The sequence below is a fragment of the Rhodoferax sp. genome (assembly GCF_028715765.1).
Lineage (GTDB): Bacteria > Pseudomonadota > Gammaproteobacteria > Burkholderiales > Burkholderiaceae_C > Rhodoferax.
Map to the genome: position 1 here is coordinate 32,217 of NZ_JAQURE010000004.1, position 16,850 is coordinate 49,066.

Consider the following 16,850-nt stretch of genomic DNA (forward strand, 5'->3'; position numbering starts at 1 on the left):
GCGTGACCGGCCGTGTGTTCTTTCTACAAAACGAGGTCATGATGAAAATGCAGAGATTCAAAGCCAGCCTGATTGCGCTGGCCGGTGGGTTGCTGTTAGGGGGCTGTATGCAGCCCGGCGGACAACTCACTGCCAATGCGCCCATCAAAGGCGTGGTTGAAAACGGTACGGCTGAACGCTTCCAGAAAATTGCGGGAGCCACAGTCTGGTTGATCCCGGCCGCCGATGTGGCGGCAATGGCCAAAACGCCAGTGGTGATCAAAAAGGACTCTGTCAATGACGAACCGCTGGAGGACAACCTCAATGCCCATCGCGACCGCTACCTGCACGCCAAGACCAACGCCCGGGGCGAGTTTGATTTTTCCAGCGTGCCCGCAGGCAATTATTTTGTGTATGCGGAACCTGGTGATGCCACGCACCTGCCGGGCGGTTCGCTGACGCGCAAGGCTTTGAACACCACGGAGTTGGCTGCCAAACCGGTCACCGTCAAGCTGTCGGGCAATACCCCGGCAGGGGCAACCTACGTGGGTACATCGGACTGCATGGAGTGTCATGACGACAAAGAGCACTTCAAGCAAACCATGCACCGCTTGGGCATCCAGGTGGTGGGCAAGCCCAGCGGCCTGCAAGACTATTCACGATTTCCAGAAGTCAACAAGGGTCTGAACAAGTTAATGGCTGGCACCACGTTCTGGTTCCATGGCTATGACGGCAAGCGCAGTTTTGACAAATACCTGATCAGTACCAAGGCTCCGGCCGACCTGGCCAGCGCCAGCTTTACCGCCACCTTCTTTAAAGACAGCGACGGCAAGCTCAAATTCCGCACCAGCAACCTGCGCAACCCGGCCGATGCGCCACGTGTCTACCCGGTCGATGCGGCGTATGGCGGCGGCGTGTACAAGCAACGTTATCTGTACCGCGTGGGTGCGAACCTGTTCCCGTTTGTCCAGTTCAATCAGCTGGGTGACGATAGCTTTGCCGACCGGGGTCGCAAACAATGGCGCGATTACCACTCTGATTGGCTGTTCAGTGAAAAAACGAACAAGCTGACCGACCCGTCCAAGGAAAAGTCGTTCGAGAAAGAGTGTGCCTCTTGTCACTACAACGGTTACAGCCTGACCAAGAACGCGGCGGGTGCCTACATCGCCAGCTCGGCCACCGACCCGAATGGTGAGATGGACGTGGATGGCGACGGCAAGCTCAATGAAATGAACATGGGCTGCGAAACCTGTCACGGCCCAGGATCTGCGCACAAGGCGGCCAAAGGTTTGGCCAAGTTCGCCAGCATCGTCAGCCCCAACAAGCTAGCAGCAGAGCGTGAAGTGATGATTTGCGTACAGTGCCACAGCCGTCCGCAAGGGTATCTGAAGAACGACCAGCCGGTGAATGCCGCCAACCAGATGATGCTGCCGGGTACCTCGCGCAACGCTTTCCTGAAAGAGTTCACCCTCCGTGAAGACGCGGCCAAGGGTAGCTACTGGGCTGACGGCTTGCACTCCAAGGCGCACCATCAGCAAGGCACGGACTTCATCAAGTCCAGTAAGTACCGCAACGGCACCCAACTGGTGGCTTGCTCCAGCTGCCACAGCCCGCATGGCGATGCCAAGTTTGCGCACCAGCTGACGCAAGACCCCAAATCGACCGCGTCGTGCACCACCTGCCACACCAACAAGGTGGACTTGAAGGCGCACCTGGCCGATAAAGCCAAGTGCACGGTCGATGTGAGCAAAGTCACCTGCAACAGCTGCCACGGTACCAAGACCATGCAGAGTGGTGCCGGTATGGGCAAGGGTCTGGTAGCGGCCGATGGTAAGAACTACTGGATGAACGACATCACCTCGCATATCTACGACGTGCCACGCAAGGACAACAAGGGTGTCAAGGGTGTGGCAGCCAATGCAGCCATGCCGATCCCGTATACCAATGCCTGTGGTGCGGCTTGCCATGATGTGAAGAAGCTCTAGTTAGTCAGTTGGGGTCAGAGCACATTTGCTGCGCAAAGTGGTCTGACCCCAAGGTCGTAAGTTAGGTCAGGGCACATTTGCTACGCAAAGTGGTCTGACCCCAAGTTCTCCAAAAACCGCCGACATGTTCGGCGGTTTTTTTACGCCCAACCTGTCTCATTTTGAGAATGAATGAAGCTCACCCCGCGTGCATTAGGGTTAGTCCTAGGTGGTACTGACCTGCAAAAACGAACAATCGCTATGCATTCGATTTCATAAGAACGGTCTTACCTAAGTCGCGTTCAGATTTTTCTACCTACAGGAGACATACACATGCAAAAGGTGTTGCACATCAACGCAGACAAATGCACCGGCTGTCTGCAGTGCGAAATGGCCTGTTCTTTCGAGAACTACGGCACTTTCGCCACCGCCAAATCGCGCATCAAGGTATTCAACTTCCATCACACCGGCAAGAAAGTGCCTTACACCTGCACCCAGTGCGACGAAGCCTGGTGCTTGCATGCGTGCCCGGTAGAAGCCATCACGGTGGACAAGCTCACCGGCGCCAAAGTGGTGAACGAATCCACTTGCGTGGGCTGCAAGGTCTGCACCATTGCCTGCCCGTTTGGCACCATCAATTACGTCCAGGAGACTGGCAAGGTGCAAAAGTGCGACCTGTGCGGCGGCGAGCCCGCATGCGCTGAAGCCTGCCCCACCGGTGCCATCACCTTCATTGATGCCAATTGGACGGGCTTAAGCAAGATGGAACAGTGGGCCGACAAACTTGGCAACCAAACCACAGCCGCCTGACCCCACCTCAACACACAACTCATTTAGGAGACATCACTATGTCATGGGCTGGAAAAATACTCCGCGTTAACTTGACCGCAGGCACCGTCAAGTCTGAACCTCTCAACATGGAATGGGCGCAAAGCTACATCGGCTCACGCGGCCTGGGTACCAAGTACCTGGTCGAAGAAGTTGATGCCAAAGTTGACCCGCTGTCTGCTGACAACAAAATCATCTGGGCCACTGGCCCGCTCACAGGCACCATGGCTTCTACCGGTGGCCGCTACACCGTCATCACCAAAGGCCCGCTGACGGGTGCCATTGCCTGTTCCAATTCGGGTGGCTACTGGGGTGCTGAGTTCAAGATGGCCGGCTGGGACATGGTCATTTTTGAAGGCAAATCCGAGAAACCGGTTTACCTGTATGTCAACGACGACGTGGCCGAGTTGCGCGATGCTGCCCACCTGTGGGGTCAAAGCGTCTGGCAGACCGAAGAAATTATCAAGAAAGGCCTGCAAGACCCCTTGACCCGCGTCTCCAGCATTGGCAAAGCCGGTGAAAACGGCGTGCTGTTTGCCGCCGTGGTCAACGACCTGCACCGTGCGGCAGGCCGCTCTGGCGTGGGCGCGGTCATGGGCAGCAAAAACCTCAAGGCCATTGCCGTGCGCGGCACCAAAGGTGTGGGCAACATCAAAGACCCGAAAGCTTTCATGGCTGCCACCAAAGCCGCCAAAAAAGTGCTGGCCGACAACGGTGTCACCGGCACCGGCTTGCCGGCCATGGGCACACAAGTGCTGATGAGCGTGATCAACGAAGTGGGTGGCTTGCCCACCCGCAACCACACGGACAACCAGTTTGAAGGTGCGATGGACATTGGCGCTGAAGCCATGGCCAAACCGCGCGCCACCGACGGCAAAAAACACCTGGTGACGAACCAGGCCTGCTTTGGGTGCACCATTGCTTGCGGGCGCATCAGCAAAATGGACGAAGGCCACTTCACCATCGAGAACAAGCCGCAATACCGCGGTGCCAACGGCGGTCTCGAGTACGAAGCAGCTTGGGCGCTGGGCGCGGCCAACGGCGTGAACGACCTGGAATGCCTGCAGTACGCCAACCTGCTGTGCAACGAAGAAGGCATTGACCCGATCAGCTTTGGTGCCACGGTGGGCGCGGTGATGGAGCTCTACGGCATGGGCGTGCTGACCAAAGAGCAAATCGGCATCGAAGCCCCGTTTGGCTCGGCGCGTGCACTGGCCTTTTTGGCTGAAGAAACCGTCAACGGGCGCGGCTTCGGCAAGGAAATTGGCCAGGGCTCCAAACGCCTGACCGCCAAATATGGTCACCCGGAACTCAGCATGTCCAGCAAAGGCCAGGAATTTCCGGCCTATGACGGCCGTGCCATTCAAGGTATCGGCTTGGCCTACGCCACCAGCAACCGGGGCGGTTGCCACCTGCGCGGTTACACCATTGCGTCCGAGATTCTGGGCATCCCGGTCAAGACCGACCCGCTTGAATCGCAAGGCAAGCCAGAATTGGTCAAGGCCTTCCAAGACGCTACGGCTGCTTTTGACTCAAGCGGTTTGTGCATCTTCACCACCTTTGCCTGGGGTCTGCAAGACCTGGCGCCGCAAATCTCCGCCGCCTGTGGCGACCAGTACACCATTGAAGAGCTGGCACTGATTGGCGAGCGCATCTGGAACATGGAGCGTGAGTTCAACAACCGTGCTGGCTTCACCAAGGCCGATGACAGCCTGCCCGCACGCCTGACCAGCGCCGAGGGTGCCTGCAAAACTGGCCCCGCCAAAGGCAAGTTCAACGAGTTGGCCACCATGCTGCCGCTGTACTACCAAGCCCGTGGCTGGGACGCTGAAGGCCGCCCCACCGCTGAAACCCGCGAACGCTTGAGCCTGTAGGTTAATTGGGGTCAGATCACCGCCCGCAGGGTGTGTGCTCTGACCCCGAACATCAAACAAGCGGTCTTCCACGACCGCTTTTTTCTGGAGAAATCATCATGACCCACCACGTCATCCTGGGCGCAGGCCCAGCCGGTGTCATTGCCGCCGAAAGCATTCGCAAATTGGCACCGCTGGATGCCATCACCCTCATCGGCGACGAGCCCGAGCCGTCTTACTCGCGCATGGCCATTCCCTACCTGCTGATGGGCAACATCATTGAGTCTGGCACTTACCTGCGGAAAACCCCCAGCCACTTTGCCGATTTGAAAATCAAAGTGGTTCAAAACCGCGTGCAGTCTGTGCAGGCTGCTACCAAAACAGTGGTGCTCAAAAACGGTGAAATGCTCCACTTTGACACCTTGTTGGTGGCTACGGGTTCGCACCCGGTAAGCCCGCCCATTCCTGGCATCAAGTCAGCTGGCGTGCACACCTGCTGGACGCTGGCCGATGCCCGCGCCATCATGCAACTGGCCAAACCCGGTGCCCGGGTGCTGCAGCTTGGCGCTGGCTTCATTGGCTGCATCATCATGGAAGCGCTGGCGGCACGTGGCGTGAAATTGAGCGTGGTGGAAATGGGCGACCGCATGGTGCCGCGCATGATGGGCCCCACTGCCGGCGGCATGATCCGCGACTGGGTCGATGCCAAAGGTGTGCAGGTGTTCACCAGCACAAGGGTTGAGTCGATTGAGCCGCAAGCCGCGCCTGAGCCCAGCTTGCTGGAGAAAATTGCCAGCACAGTCGGTATTGGTTCAGGCGTGGGCTCGTCGGACGCTGGCGAACATCATTCACCGGTGTTGAATGTCAAGCTCTCCAATGGCACCACAGTGCAGGCAGATTTGGTCATCAGCGCGGCCGGTGTGCGCCCGGCCATTGGTTACCTGGAAAACTCTGGCATCACCTGCTTGCTGGGGGTGTTGACGGACGAGCACCTGCAAACCAACGTGCCCGGTGTGTATGCCGCAGGGGATTGCGCCGAGGCCCTGGACAAAGTCAGTGGCAAGATGATTGTCAGCGCCATCCAGCCCAACGCCGCCGAGCAAGCCCGCGTGGCCGCAGCCAACATGGTGGCTTATTCAAAAGGCCAGCCCCCCACGACCGAACTCAAAGGCGTGACGCAAATCAACGTGCTTGACACGCTGGGGCTGATTTCCAGCAGCTTTGGCGACTGGCAGGGTGTGCCCGGTGGGGCGCATGTGGAATTGACCGACAAGGCCGCTGGCCGTCACCTGAGCCTGCAGTTCAAGGACGATGTGCTGGTGGGTTGCAACAGCGTCGGCTGGACCGAGCACGTGGGTGTGATGCGTGGGCTGGTGGAAGGCCAGATCAAACTTGGGGGCTGGGCTGACACCTTGAAACAAGACCCTACCTTGTTGATGGAGGCTTATCTGGCCAGCGCGCAAGGGCAAGGCCACTGGTCGGGTGCGCAGGACGAACGTCGGCGATAAAGTGACGTGAATGTCAATGGAGGTGTTCCAACTTATGAAAATCACACTCAAACTGTTTGCCTCACTCACTGACTATTTGCCACCTGAGTCCAAGTACACCAATGTGGTGGCGCTGGACATTGCGCCTGAGACCACCATTGCGCAACTCATTGAGCAGCACCGTTTGCCAGAAAAATTGGTGCATTTGGTGCTTGTCAACGGCACCTACGTGGCGGCAGACCAGCGGGCGGGTAAAACCCTCAACGAAGGCGATGCCTTGGCCATTTGGCCACCCATTGCTGGGGGCTGATGTTTGTATAAGAAATTGGCATCTAGAGCTTATTCTATAAGCATGAGTAGCTATCAATATGCAAGCATTTTACGCTGAGCGTTTTGACCGTGAAATGGCTTGCACTGAGGCCGATTGGCTGCGCTGGCTGCCCGCTGCCGTGGGTGACAGGCACTGGAAACTTCAGACTGGCACGGCCGGTGTACGCATTGACGATGGTGCGCTGGGCTTGAAGTGGCAGGTGGCCGCCCCGCGGGTGATTGGCTTGGTGCGCATGCCGGTGCTCAGGGTGAGCTTTCGCTTTGCCGGGCTGGACGATGCGCAGCGTTACACCTTCATGAAACGCTTTGATTTGTACATGCAGCGCGGTGGCGGCTAGCTTGTAAGCCAAATTGGCCTCTAGCGCTTATGGATAAAGCTTAAGCAGCTACAAATGAAATAGCAATTAACCGTCATGGCTCTGGCTTGCGCTGAGCGTGTTGATGAGGTTTGGGTCAGTGCCCAGACTTGGCTGGTATGGCCGGGTGCACGGGCGCAAAGGGCAGGGCGTTGACTGTGACCCCTTCGGCTGAAAAGTTGGCGGCTTTGCGCGCGCCAATGCCTTGCACCCGGGTGATGACATCGTTCCAGTCTTTGAATGGTGCTTTTTTTCGTTCAGCCAAAATTTTGCTTGAAGTGCCAGGCCCCACGCCTTTGATGCTGTCGAGCTCGGCCTCAGAGGCTTGGTTGAGGTCGATGGCGGCCAGGCAGGCCAACGCGGTGCACAGTGCACACAGGGTGACTAATTTTTTTAGCATCACATGCCCTCGGTGTGGGTGACTCAACCCTGTTGCGCCAAATTCGCTACATAGCTGCTGACCCCGGTGTGCACATCGGCAAACACGTGGTCGCAGCCAGTGGCACGCAGCGCCGTGAGGTCGGCCTGGGTGTAGCACTGGTATTTGCCGCGCAAGGCCTCTGGAAACGGCACATATTCAAGCAGCCCTTGGGCCATCAACTCGTCCAACGGCAAAGCGGCTTGGCCGTTGAGCTGGCGCAGCGCGTTGACAGTGGCACTGGCCACATCATTGAAAGGCTGGGCGCGGCCGGTGCCTAAATTGAAAATGCCAGACACGCCGGGGTGGTCAAAAAACCAGAGGTTGACCGCCACCACGTCGTCAATGAAGACAAAGTCGCGCATTTGCGCGCCCGCTGCGTAGCCACCGTATTCGCCAAACAGCTTGACCTTGCCCTCGGCCTTGAATTGGTTGAACTGGTGAAACGCCACGCTGGCCATGCGGCCCTTGTGCTGCTCGCGCGGGCCATACACATTGAAGTACCTGAAACCCACCACCTGCATGGTTTTGCCAGCAAAAGCGCGGTGAAATTCATGGCCGCATTCTTGGCGCATGCGTTGGTCAAACAGCAGTTTGGAGTAGCCATAGACGTTCAGTGGGCGCTCAAATGCGGGGTCTTCACGAAATGTGTCAGAGCCGCCATAGGTGGCAGCGCTGGAGGCATACAGCAGCCGCGCACCGCGCTTTTGGCAGGCTTGGTACAACTTGACCGAGGTGGCAAAGTTGTTTTGCATCATGTACTTGCCATTCATTTCCATGGTGTCGCTGCACGCGCCTTCATGAAAAATGGCTTCGACCTGGCCGTAACTGCCGCTGGCATAGTCGTCGTAAAACTCATCGGCATCAACATAGTCGCTGATTTGCAGGTCGGCCAAATTGCGAAATTTGTCGCCTTGCGTCAGGTCATCAACCGCAATGATGTCGCGCATGCCGCGCGCGTTGAGCCCTTTGATCAGGTTGGAACCAATAAAACCGGCTGCACCGGTAACCACAATTCTTGTCATGCAAACAACTCCTCATAAGAAACAGTAGCGGTGCCAAATTTGCCCACCACCAGGCCACCGGCGCGGTTGGCCAGCGGCAAGGCTTCGCGCAAGCCATAGCCTGCTGCCACCAAGGCGGCCATGGTGGCAATGACGGTGTCGCCGGCACCGGTGACATCAAACACCTCACGAGCTTGGGCGCTGACATGCAAGGCACCTTGTGCATCAAACAAGGTCATGCCTTCTTCACTGCGGGTCAACAGCACCGCCTGCAGGTGCAGTTGGGTGCGCAAGGCTTGCACTTTGCTCAGCAGCTCGGCCTCTGAGCTCCAGTGGCCGATGACCTGCTGCAGTTCAGCACGGTTGGGGGTGATGACGGTGGCGCCCTGGTAGCGCGAATAGTCGGCGCCTTTGGGGTCAATCAAAATGGGTGTGCCAGCGGCTTGGGCACGCGCAATCATGTCGCTGACATGCGCCAAACCACCTTTGCCGTAGTCAGAAAACAGCACCGCCTGATGGCTGGGTAAAAGCTCAATGAAGGTGGCGGTTTGACTGGCCAGCACTTCGGTTTGCGGCGTGTTTTCAAAGTCCATGCGCAGCAGCTGCTGCTGGCGCCCAATCACACGCAGTTTGACGGTGGTTTTGAGTTGCGCATCGCGGCCAAAGTGGGTTTGGATGCCAGTTTTGGCCACCAGCGCTTCAAGCTTGTGACTGGCTTCGTCGTCCCCCACCACGGTCAATAGCGACGACTGGGCGCCGAGTGTGACCACGTTGTAGGCCACGTTGGCGGCACCACCGTTGCGCTCTTCTTCGCGGGTGACGCGCACCACAGGCACCGGTGCCTCGGGGCTGATGCGGTCGACCGCGCCGTACCAGTAGCGATCCAGCATCACATCACCTACCACCAGCACGCGCGCACTGGCCAATTTTTCTTTTGAGATTTTCATAGTTCTTCAACCCGCTCAGGCGGGTAGCTGTCCCAGGTTTGGCAGCCAGGGCATTGCCAAAAATGTTGTGTGGCCTCAAAGCCGCAAGCGGCGCAGCGAAAACGCAGCAAAGGCGTGACGGCATGCTCTAAGGCACGCTGCACCTGCGGATGAAATTGTTCGTGTTCCAACTTTTCACCGGCAATCCATTGGCTGGCCGCCACCAGCGACGGGGTTTTTTCAAGGTGGCGGGCATACCACTGCCGCGCGCTGGTGGCATCGTCAGACAGCGCCTTGGAGAGGGTGACCACCGCTTCCAGCACATCCAGGCAAGGGTGGCTGGTATACAGGTTTTGCAGCAGTTCGTAGGTTTTTTGGGCCTGGTCACAGCGCAGCGCCAAGCTGGCCAAAGGCTGTGCCATCAAAGCTGTGCCGCTGGGGCATAGGGTCAGCGCACTCACCAAGGTCTGCCAGGCTTGGCTCGTGTGCCCCATTTGGTCTTGCAATTGCGCCAGTGCCATGCGGGGTCGGACTGCCTCTGGCGCTTGATCAATGGCTTGGGCGAGCAAAGCCTCAGCTTCCTGCCATTGTTTTTGAGCGACACATTGCGCGGCTTGCTCGCACAAATAATGTGCCAAGCGGGGGCTGAAGCTGCCGGGCTGTGCCAGGTTGAGCTTGTGAGCCACTTGGGCGGCCTGCGCCCAGTCTCGGCTGCGTTCGTAGTTGGCCAGCAGCGACAGCCTGGCTTGTGCCTCAAAAGGTGTGCCTTCGAGTTTGAGCAAGGCGGCTTCGGCACGGTCAAGCAAGCCCGCTTTTAAAAAATCAAGTGCCAGCGCGTGCTGTGCGCGGTCACGGTCGGCTTGGCTCAGGTCAGCGCGTGAGAGCAAATGCTCGTGCACCCGCACCGCGCGATCGTATTCGCCACGACGGCGAAACAAATTGCCCAGCGCAAAGTGCAGCTCGGAGGTGTCGGGGTCGTTTTGAACGGCTTCAATGAAGGCATCAATGGCCAGGTCTTGCTGCTCATTGAGCAAGAAATTCAGCCCTTTGAAATAGGCTTTGGGATGACTGCGGTTTTCAAGCCGAAACTGACGCAAATCAAACCTGGAGGCCAACCAGCCCAAGACAAAAGCCAGGGGCAGCCCCAGCAGCACCCAACTCAGATCAAAGTCCATCGGCGTAACTCGGCGCGCCAGCAGCCGGTGGCGTTGCAGTGGACGGCGCAGGTTGAGCAGCTGCGGTCTTGTCCACTTGATGGCTGACCCAGCGTGGCAGCATGCCCAGCACGCCCACCACCACACCCGCAGTGAAGGCACCGAGCACCATCAAAACCTGCGGCGCACGCCATGATTTGCCAAAGAAAAAGTTGACAGTGGTGTCTTGCTGATTGTTCAGCGCAAAGGCAAAAAGGGTAAAAAAGATGCCGACTTTCAGGAGCCACTTCAGCAACCACAGCATGTGTTTCATAGGAAAGGGCAGAGGTTAAAAGCGCAAAGTCACCGTTCGAGCGCAGGGTGTAGGGCGCATCAGGGTGCGCAAGGTAGATCGGCGTGCTGGTCAACTGCCAGTCGCAACGCTTTGCCGGGCTTGAAATGAGCCACGCGTTTTCCAGGAATGGCCACGCTCTCGCCACTGCGCGGGTTGCGCCCCATGCGGGGGAGGCGTTGATTGACAGAAAAACTGCCAAAACCACGAATCTCAATGCGGTTTCCGCTGGCCATGGCATCGTTCATGGCATCCAGGATGGCTTTGACTGCAAACTCAGCATCACGCTGAGTGAGTTGCACAAAGCGAGCAGCAAGTTCTGCAACAAGGTCAGAGCGGGTCATGTGATAACAAGGAAGATTAAATAAAAAAACGACCGGCGCACAAAGCCACCGGTCGTTTGGTCAGTCACACATCAACAGATCAGTTGTTGTTGTCTAACTTGGCGCGCAACAAAGCACCCAAGCTGGTGGTACCAGCGTTTTCACGTGCCGATTGTTGGCTCAAGGTGGCCATGGCTTCATTTTGGTCAGCAGCGTCTTTGGCTTTGATCGACAACTGGATGTTGCGGGTCTTGCGATCCACATTCACCACCACTGCTGTCACTTCGTCGCCTTCTTTGAGCACGTTGCGAGCATCTTCGACGCGGTCACGGCTGATTTCTGAGGCCCGCAGGTAACCCAAAATGTCATCGCCCAAGTCGATTTCTGCACCACGAGCGTCAACGGTCTTGACCTTGCCGGTGACCACAGCGCCCTTGTCGTTGATGGTGGCGAAGGTTGTGAAGGGGTCAGAGTCGAGCTGTTTGATGCCCAGGCTGATGCGTTCGCGGTCTACGTCCACGGCCAACACGATGGCTTCCACTTCCTGGCCTTTTTTGTACTCACGCACGGCAGCTTCACCGGGCTCGTTCCAAGACAGGTCAGACAAGTGCACCAAACCGTCAATGCCAGCAGCCAAGCCGACGAACACGCCGAAGTCGGTGATGGATTTGATTGGACCCTTGACGCGGTCGCCGCGCTTGGTGTTTTGGGCAAATTCTTGCCATGGGTTGGCCTTGCATTGCTTCATGCCCAGGCTGATGCGGCGTTTGTCTTCGTCAATCTCAAGCACCATGACTTCGACTTCGTCACCCAATGCCACGATCTTGCTCGGTGCAATGTTTTTGTTGGTCCAGTCCATTTCAGACACGTGCACCAAGCCTTCGATGCCGGGTTCGAGTTCCACAAACGCGCCGTAGTCGGCAATGTTGGTGATCTTGCCGAACATGCGTGTGCCTTGGGGGTAGCGGCGGTTCACGCCCATCCAAGGGTCATCACCCATTTGCTTCAGACCCAGCGACACGCGGTTTTTCTCGGTGTCAAATTTCAGGATCTTGGCGGTGATTTCTTGGCCAGCGGTCACCACTTCAGAGGGGTGACGGACACGGCGCCAGGCCATGTCGGTGATGTGCAACAGGCCGTCGATACCGCCCAGGTCGACAAACGCACCGTATTCGGTGATGTTTTTCACCACGCCTTGAACAATGGCGCCTTCTTTGAGCGTGTTCATCAGCTTGCTGCGTTCTTCGCCCATGGAGGCTTCCACCACGGCGCGGCGAGACAACACGACGTTGTTGCGCTTGCGGTCGAGCTTGATGACCTTGAATTCCAGGGTCTTGTTTTCGTACGGTGACAGGTCTTTGGTGGGACGGGTGTCGACCAAAGAGCCAGGCAAGAAGGCGCGGATGCCGTTGACCAACACGGTCAAGCCACCCTTGACCTTGCCGCTGGTTTGACCGGTGACAAATTCGCCAGTTTCCAGGGCTTTTTCCAGGCTCATCCAAGAGGCCAGACGCTTGGCGGTGTCGCGGCTGAGGATGGTGTCGCCGTAGCCGTTTTCAATGGAGCCAATGGCCACAGAGACGAAGTCGCCGACTTGGACTTCGATTTCGCCCTGATCATTTTTGAATTCTTCCAAAGGCACGTAAGCTTCAGATTTGAGGCCAGCGTTCACAACCACGAAGCTGTGTTCGATGCGAACCACTTCAGCAGTGATGACTTCGCCAGGACGCATTTCGGTGCGTGTCAAGGATTCTTCAAATAGGGCGGCAAAAGATTCAGACATGTTTTGATGCGGTGTTAAGCGCAGGTTATTCACGGTGTGAGCCGTGGGGTTACGATTGATTTGAACCTCAACCCTAGCGCACCATTGCGATGCAGGGAGTTGGTTGAGGGCCGATGCAAAGGGGTTAGCCCTTGCGGTTTTAGCCTTGATGACAGGTCAAAAAGGCTGTTTGCTTTGCCACCAGGTCAACACCTGTTGTACCGATGCTTCAATCGATACGTCAGAGTTGTCTAGCAGCAAGGCATCTTGCGCGGGCTTTAAGGGTGAAACAGGGCGGGACATGTCCCGGGCGTCTCTGGCCTCTAGGTCTTTGCGAAGACTGTCAAGTGTAGCGGTGTTCCCCTTTGAAATCAACTGTTTGAAGCGTCTTTGCGCGCGTTGCGCGGCACTGGCGGTCAAAAAAACTTTCAAGGCAGCGTCTGGAAAAATCTCGGTGCCCATGTCCCGCCCGTCAGCCACCAGCCCCGGCAGACGGCGAAAGCCGTGTTGCAAGGCCACCAAGGCGCTGCGCACTTTGGGCAACACAGACACTTGAGAGGCTTGCATGCCCGTGCTTTCGAGTCGAATCAAGTCTGTGACATCGGCATCAGCCAGCAGCACACGGTCATCTTTGAACTCAATTTGCAAGCGCTCGGCCAACTCAGCAATGGCAAGCTCTGCAGAGGCGTCCAGTGGCAAGCCAGCTTGGGTTGCAGCCAAGGCTGTGATGCGGTAAAGCGCACCAGAGTCGAGCAAGTGGTAACCCAATTGGCTCGCCACCTGGGCAGCCAGCGTGCCCTTGCCGGAGGCAGTGGGACCATCGACACAAATCACGGGAATGTCTTCGGGCGCTGTTTGCACCACCGAAAACAAGGCTTCAAAATAATCCGGGAATGTTTTTGCGACACACTTGGGGTCCACAATCCGCACCGGCAAGTGCGCCGGGTTGAAGGCTGACAGTGCAAAACACATGGCCATGCGGTGGTCGTCATAGGTGTCAATGCTGCCTGTTTGCCAGGCGGCCACGTTGGCAGGTGGGGTGATCTGAATGAAGTCTGCGCCTTCCACCACAGTGGCACCGAGTTTGCGCAGTTCGCAGGCCATGGCAGCAATGCGATCTGTTTCTTTGACGCGCCAACTGCCAATGTGACGCAGCGTGGTGGTGCCGTCGGCATAAAGCGCCATCACGGCCAGTGTCATGGCGGCATCGGGGATGTGGTTGCAGTCGAGGTCAATGGCTTTGAGCGGCCACTGACCTTGCGACACCTCCAGCCAATGAGGACCACTTAACACCTTCGCGCCCATCGCTTGAGCGGCTTCAATGAAGCGAATATCGCCTTGAATGGAATCTGCGCCCAAGCCCAAAATCTTGATGCTTTTTTGGCCTCTAGAGCTTGCTGCTATTGCGCCAGAAGCTATGAAATAACTAGCAGAAGATGCGTCTGCCTCGACATGCAAAACGCCGGGCGACTGGTAGCTGCAACCGGCCGGCACGGTAAAGCGCTGCCAGCCGTCTCGCGCGATGTGAATGCCAAAGCGCGCCAGCAGGTTCAGGGTGATCTCAATGTAGGGGCGCGAAATCAACTCGCCCACCACCTCAATCTGAATGGCCTGCTTGGCCACCAGCGGCAACGCCATCAGCAAGGCGGTTAAAAATTGGCTCGACACATCGCCGCGCACTTGGATGGGTGCGTTCAGCTTGAGCTGGGGTTGGCCAATGTGCAGCGGCGGGTAGCCTTCTTGGCCGGTGTAGTCAATTTGGCAACCCAGCTGGCGCAGGGCATCGACCAGGTCACCAATTGGGCGCTCATGCATGCGTGCCACGCCACGGAGTTCAAAATCGCCCCCCATCAGCGCCAACGCGGCGGTCAGTGGTCGAATGGCCGTGCCTGCATTGCCCATGAACAGCTGGGCCTGTGTGACTTTGGCTTGGCCACCCAAGCCGTCGATCACCACCGTGTGCCCATCTTGCGCGATGCTGCAACCCAATTGGCGCAGCGCGGTGAGCATGACACGGGTGTCGTCAGAGTCCAGCACATCGTGCAAGGTGGTGCGCCCGTGGCAAAGCGCTGCCAGCAGCAGCACCCGGTTTGAGATGCTTTTGGAGCCCGGCAGGTGAACCCTCCCCGAGGCTGATTGCAGGGGCGGCAGGTCGATGAATGCGGTGGTTAGCATGGTTTGGGCAGTTGGGTCATGTGCCAGGCGCTGCGTGCTGCGCTGGCGTTCTCAATCAGGGCTTCAAGCGCAGGCGCATCGGCGGCGTGCATCAGGGCTTCAAAAGTGCCAAGCTGGGCTCGGAACAATTGGCTTTGCTTGAGCAGCTCGGTGCGGTTGGCCAGTAAAATGTCGCGCCAAACTTTGGGGTCGCTGGCGGCAATGCGGGTGAAGTCTCTGAACCCGGGGCCGGCCAATGCCAAAAAGGCCTCGCCCTGGGCTTGCGACTGCACCGAATTCATCAGCGCAAAGGCCAACACATGCGGCAGGTGGCTGACGGCCGCAAACGCCGCATCATGCGCTTGCGACGACATTTGCATGACCTTGCAGCCCAACGCTGTCCACAGCGCTTGCGCTTGCTGGAGTTGCGCGGTGAGCGTGCGCTCGGTGGGGGTCAAGATCAATGGGCAGCCGGTGTACAAATCTGCGTCAGCCGCGTCCACACCAGCACGCTCTTTGCCAGCAATGGGGTGCGCGGGCACAAACGAGCCAATTTGGTCGCGCAGGGCACGCTGGGCTGCGTCAATGACATCGGTTTTGGTGGAGCCCACGTCCATGATCAGCATCTGCGGCGTGACCATGGGTTTGATGGCTTTGAGTGTGGCCTCGGTGGCCGCCACGGGCACGGCGATCAGCACAATGTCAGCGCCAGACACCGCCAGCAGGGCAGACGGTGCCTCGACATCAATCACGCCCAGCAGTCGAGCCCGCTCGGTGGTGGTGGGGGATTTGCTGTAGCCCACCACCCGTTTGACCAAACCCGCTCGTTTGAGTGCCAGCGCAAACGAGCCGCCCATCAGCCCGCAGCCAATCAAGCCCAACTGTTCAAACATCATGCGCTGACCGGGTAGGTGCCCAGTACCTTGTAAAACGCACACAGGCTTTGCAGCTCTTGCAGGGCTGCTGCCACTTGCGGTTGCGCTGGGTGACCGGCCAGGTCGATGTAAAAATAATATTCCCACTGGCCGGAGCGAGCCGGGCGCGACTCAAAGCGGGTCATGGAGACCCCATGGTTTTTAAGCGGCACCAGCAAGTCGTGTACCGCACCGGGGCGGTTGTTGACCGACACAATCAAACTGGTGCAGTCGTGCCCCGTGGCTGCCGGCGCGGCCAGGGTGTGGGGCAGGCAAATGATGGCAAAGCGGGTGCGGTTGAAGGCATCGTCTTGGATGGCATACGAGGCAATGTGCAGCCCAAATTCGCTGCCAGCACGTTCGCTGGCAATGGCCGCCCAGGCCGGGTTGGTGGCGGCCAGGCGTGCGCCTTCGGCGTTGCTGGCGGCGGGGCGGCGTTCGGCGTGCGGCAGGTGGGTGGTGAGCCAGTCCTGGCACTGCGCCAGCGCTTGCGGGTGGGCGTAAACGGCTTCGATGTCGTGCAGCGCGGGCTCTAGGCGCAGCAGGTTGTGGCGCACCAGAAAACTGGTCTCCCCAATGATGTGCAGCGGCGAGTTGAGCAGCAGGTCAAGCGAGCGGGAGATCACACCTTCTGAGGAGTTTTCAATCGGCACCACACCAAATTCTGCGCTGCCAGCCGCGGTTGCGCGAAACACTTCGTCAATGCTGACGCACAACACGCGTGACATGCTGCCACCAAAAAACTGGATGGCCGCTTGCTCGCTGAAGGTGCCGGCGGGCCCCAAATACGCCACCCGTTGCGGTGCTTCAAGCGCTCGGCAGGCCGACATGATTTCGCGCCAAATCAAGCCCAGGCTGTGGTCTTTGAGTGGGCCGGCGTTGTGGGTTTGCAGGGTGGTGATGACCTGGGTTTCACGGTCTGGGCGAAACACGGCTGAGCCGTCTATTTTTTTGATTTCGCCCACCTCGTGCGCCAGCCCAGCGCGCTGGTTGAGCAGGGTCAGCAGTTCCAGGTCGAGCGCATCAATGGCGACGCGCAGTTCAGCAAGGGTTTTGGCCATGAGCAA

At 58.1% G+C, this 16,850-nt stretch carries 16 protein-coding genes; 6 read left to right on the forward strand and 10 right to left on the reverse strand.

Annotated elements, in window-relative coordinates; translation table 11 throughout:
- Window positions 1-41: 41 nt before the first annotated feature.
- From PHT20_RS02455 to PHT20_RS02480, 6 genes are all read left to right on the forward strand, one after another.
- Window positions 42-1,964, forward strand: a complete 1,923-nt coding sequence (locus PHT20_RS02455; protein WP_301019280.1) for a cytochrome c3 family protein — start codon at window positions 42-44, stop codon at window positions 1,962-1,964.
- Window positions 1,965-2,276: 312 nt separating this feature from the next.
- Window positions 2,277-2,753 (forward strand): 4Fe-4S dicluster domain-containing protein, encoded by a 477-nt coding sequence (locus PHT20_RS02460; protein ID WP_300080677.1) that lies wholly within the window; start codon window positions 2,277-2,279, stop codon window positions 2,751-2,753.
- Between the two features lie 38 nt (window positions 2,754-2,791).
- Window positions 2,792-4,645 carry an aldehyde ferredoxin oxidoreductase family protein gene (locus PHT20_RS02465; RefSeq protein ID WP_301019281.1) on the forward strand — a complete coding sequence of 618 codons (1,854 nt, stop codon included), beginning with the start codon at window positions 2,792-2,794 and terminating at the stop codon, window positions 4,643-4,645.
- Between the two features lie 98 nt (window positions 4,646-4,743).
- On the forward strand, window positions 4,744-6,132 hold the full coding sequence (locus PHT20_RS02470; RefSeq protein WP_301019282.1) for an FAD-dependent oxidoreductase: 1,389 nt from the start codon (window positions 4,744-4,746) through the stop codon (window positions 6,130-6,132).
- Between the two features lie 34 nt (window positions 6,133-6,166).
- Window positions 6,167-6,421 carry a MoaD/ThiS family protein gene (locus tag PHT20_RS02475; protein WP_300080668.1) on the forward strand — a complete coding sequence of 85 codons (255 nt, stop codon included), beginning with the start codon at window positions 6,167-6,169 and terminating at the stop codon, window positions 6,419-6,421.
- Between the two features lie 58 nt (window positions 6,422-6,479).
- Window positions 6,480-6,779, forward strand: a complete 300-nt coding sequence (locus PHT20_RS02480; RefSeq protein WP_300080665.1) for a hypothetical protein — start codon at window positions 6,480-6,482, stop codon at window positions 6,777-6,779.
- 115 nt (window positions 6,780-6,894) lie between these two features.
- Here PHT20_RS02480 and PHT20_RS02485 read toward each other — a convergent pair whose 3' ends face one another.
- From PHT20_RS02485 to pheA, 10 genes are all read right to left on the reverse strand, one after another.
- Window positions 6,895-7,197, reverse strand: coding sequence for a helix-hairpin-helix domain-containing protein (locus PHT20_RS02485; RefSeq protein ID WP_300080663.1), 303 nt, complete (start codon window positions 7,195-7,197; stop codon window positions 6,895-6,897).
- A 23-nt stretch (window positions 7,198-7,220) separates the two neighbouring features.
- The gene (gene rfaD / locus PHT20_RS02490) at window positions 7,221-8,240 is read right to left on the reverse strand and encodes an ADP-glyceromanno-heptose 6-epimerase (protein WP_301019283.1); all 1,020 of its coding nucleotides are present in this window, start codon (window positions 8,238-8,240) and stop codon (window positions 7,221-7,223) included.
- Window positions 8,237-9,166, reverse strand: coding sequence for a D-glycero-beta-D-manno-heptose-7-phosphate kinase (rfaE1, locus tag PHT20_RS02495; protein WP_301019284.1), 930 nt, complete (start codon window positions 9,164-9,166; stop codon window positions 8,237-8,239). The genes rfaD and rfaE1 overlap by 4 nt, the downstream gene beginning before the upstream one ends.
- Window positions 9,163-10,320, reverse strand: a complete 1,158-nt coding sequence (gene lapB / locus PHT20_RS02500) for a lipopolysaccharide assembly protein LapB (RefSeq protein WP_301019285.1) — start codon at window positions 10,318-10,320, stop codon at window positions 9,163-9,165. The genes rfaE1 and lapB overlap by 4 nt, the downstream gene beginning before the upstream one ends.
- Window positions 10,310-10,612 (reverse strand): lipopolysaccharide assembly LapA domain-containing protein, encoded by a 303-nt coding sequence (locus PHT20_RS02505; RefSeq protein WP_300088006.1) that lies wholly within the window; start codon window positions 10,610-10,612, stop codon window positions 10,310-10,312. The genes lapB and PHT20_RS02505 overlap by 11 nt, the downstream gene beginning before the upstream one ends.
- Window positions 10,613-10,671: 59 nt before the next feature.
- Window positions 10,672-10,974 (reverse strand): integration host factor subunit beta, encoded by a 303-nt coding sequence (locus PHT20_RS02510; RefSeq protein WP_300088004.1) that lies wholly within the window; start codon window positions 10,972-10,974, stop codon window positions 10,672-10,674.
- A gap of 79 nt (window positions 10,975-11,053) precedes the next feature.
- Window positions 11,054-12,760, reverse strand: coding sequence for a 30S ribosomal protein S1 (gene rpsA / locus PHT20_RS02515; RefSeq protein WP_301019354.1), 1,707 nt, complete (start codon window positions 12,758-12,760; stop codon window positions 11,054-11,056).
- 132 nt (window positions 12,761-12,892) lie between these two features.
- Complete coding sequence (locus tag PHT20_RS02520) at window positions 12,893-14,890, reverse strand: bifunctional 3-phosphoshikimate 1-carboxyvinyltransferase/cytidylate kinase (RefSeq protein ID WP_301019286.1); 1,998 nt, start codon at window positions 14,888-14,890, stop codon at window positions 12,893-12,895.
- Complete coding sequence (locus tag PHT20_RS02525; protein WP_301019355.1) at window positions 14,884-15,762, reverse strand: prephenate dehydrogenase/arogenate dehydrogenase family protein; 879 nt, start codon at window positions 15,760-15,762, stop codon at window positions 14,884-14,886. Before PHT20_RS02525 ends, PHT20_RS02520 begins: the two co-directional genes overlap by 7 nt.
- Window positions 15,762-16,844, reverse strand: a complete 1,083-nt coding sequence (pheA, locus tag PHT20_RS02530; RefSeq protein ID WP_300088260.1) for a prephenate dehydratase — start codon at window positions 16,842-16,844, stop codon at window positions 15,762-15,764. The genes PHT20_RS02525 and pheA overlap by 1 nt, the downstream gene beginning before the upstream one ends.
- Between the last annotated feature and the right edge of the window lie 6 nt (window positions 16,845-16,850).

Coding starts and splice junctions, on each gene's coding strand:
- pheA (WP_300088260.1), bottom strand. CDS start 16,844: ATGGCCAAAACCCTTGCTGAACTGCGCGTCGCCATTGATGCGCTCGAC.
- rfaD (WP_301019283.1), bottom strand. CDS start 8,240: ATGACAAGAATTGTGGTTACCGGTGCAGCCGGTTTTATTGGTTCCAAC.
- PHT20_RS02510 (WP_300088004.1), bottom strand. CDS start 10,974: ATGACCCGCTCTGACCTTGTTGCAGAACTTGCTGCTCGCTTTGTGCAA.
- PHT20_RS02455 (WP_301019280.1), top strand. CDS start 42: ATGAAAATGCAGAGATTCAAAGCCAGCCTGATTGCGCTGGCCGGTGGG.
- PHT20_RS02505 (WP_300088006.1), bottom strand. CDS start 10,612: ATGAAACACATGCTGTGGTTGCTGAAGTGGCTCCTGAAAGTCGGCATC.
- lapB (WP_301019285.1), bottom strand. CDS start 10,320: ATGGACTTTGATCTGAGTTGGGTGCTGCTGGGGCTGCCCCTGGCTTTT.
- PHT20_RS02470 (WP_301019282.1), top strand. CDS start 4,744: ATGACCCACCACGTCATCCTGGGCGCAGGCCCAGCCGGTGTCATTGCC.
- PHT20_RS02520 (WP_301019286.1), bottom strand. CDS start 14,890: ATGCTAACCACCGCATTCATCGACCTGCCGCCCCTGCAATCAGCCTCG.
- PHT20_RS02475 (WP_300080668.1), top strand. CDS start 6,167: ATGAAAATCACACTCAAACTGTTTGCCTCACTCACTGACTATTTGCCA.
- PHT20_RS02525 (WP_301019355.1), bottom strand. CDS start 15,762: ATGTTTGAACAGTTGGGCTTGATTGGCTGCGGGCTGATGGGCGGCTCG.
- PHT20_RS02460 (WP_300080677.1), top strand. CDS start 2,277: ATGCAAAAGGTGTTGCACATCAACGCAGACAAATGCACCGGCTGTCTG.
- PHT20_RS02480 (WP_300080665.1), top strand. CDS start 6,480: ATGCAAGCATTTTACGCTGAGCGTTTTGACCGTGAAATGGCTTGCACT.
- PHT20_RS02485 (WP_300080663.1), bottom strand. CDS start 7,197: ATGCTAAAAAAATTAGTCACCCTGTGTGCACTGTGCACCGCGTTGGCC.
- PHT20_RS02465 (WP_301019281.1), top strand. CDS start 2,792: ATGTCATGGGCTGGAAAAATACTCCGCGTTAACTTGACCGCAGGCACC.
- rfaE1 (WP_301019284.1), bottom strand. CDS start 9,166: ATGAAAATCTCAAAAGAAAAATTGGCCAGTGCGCGCGTGCTGGTGGTA.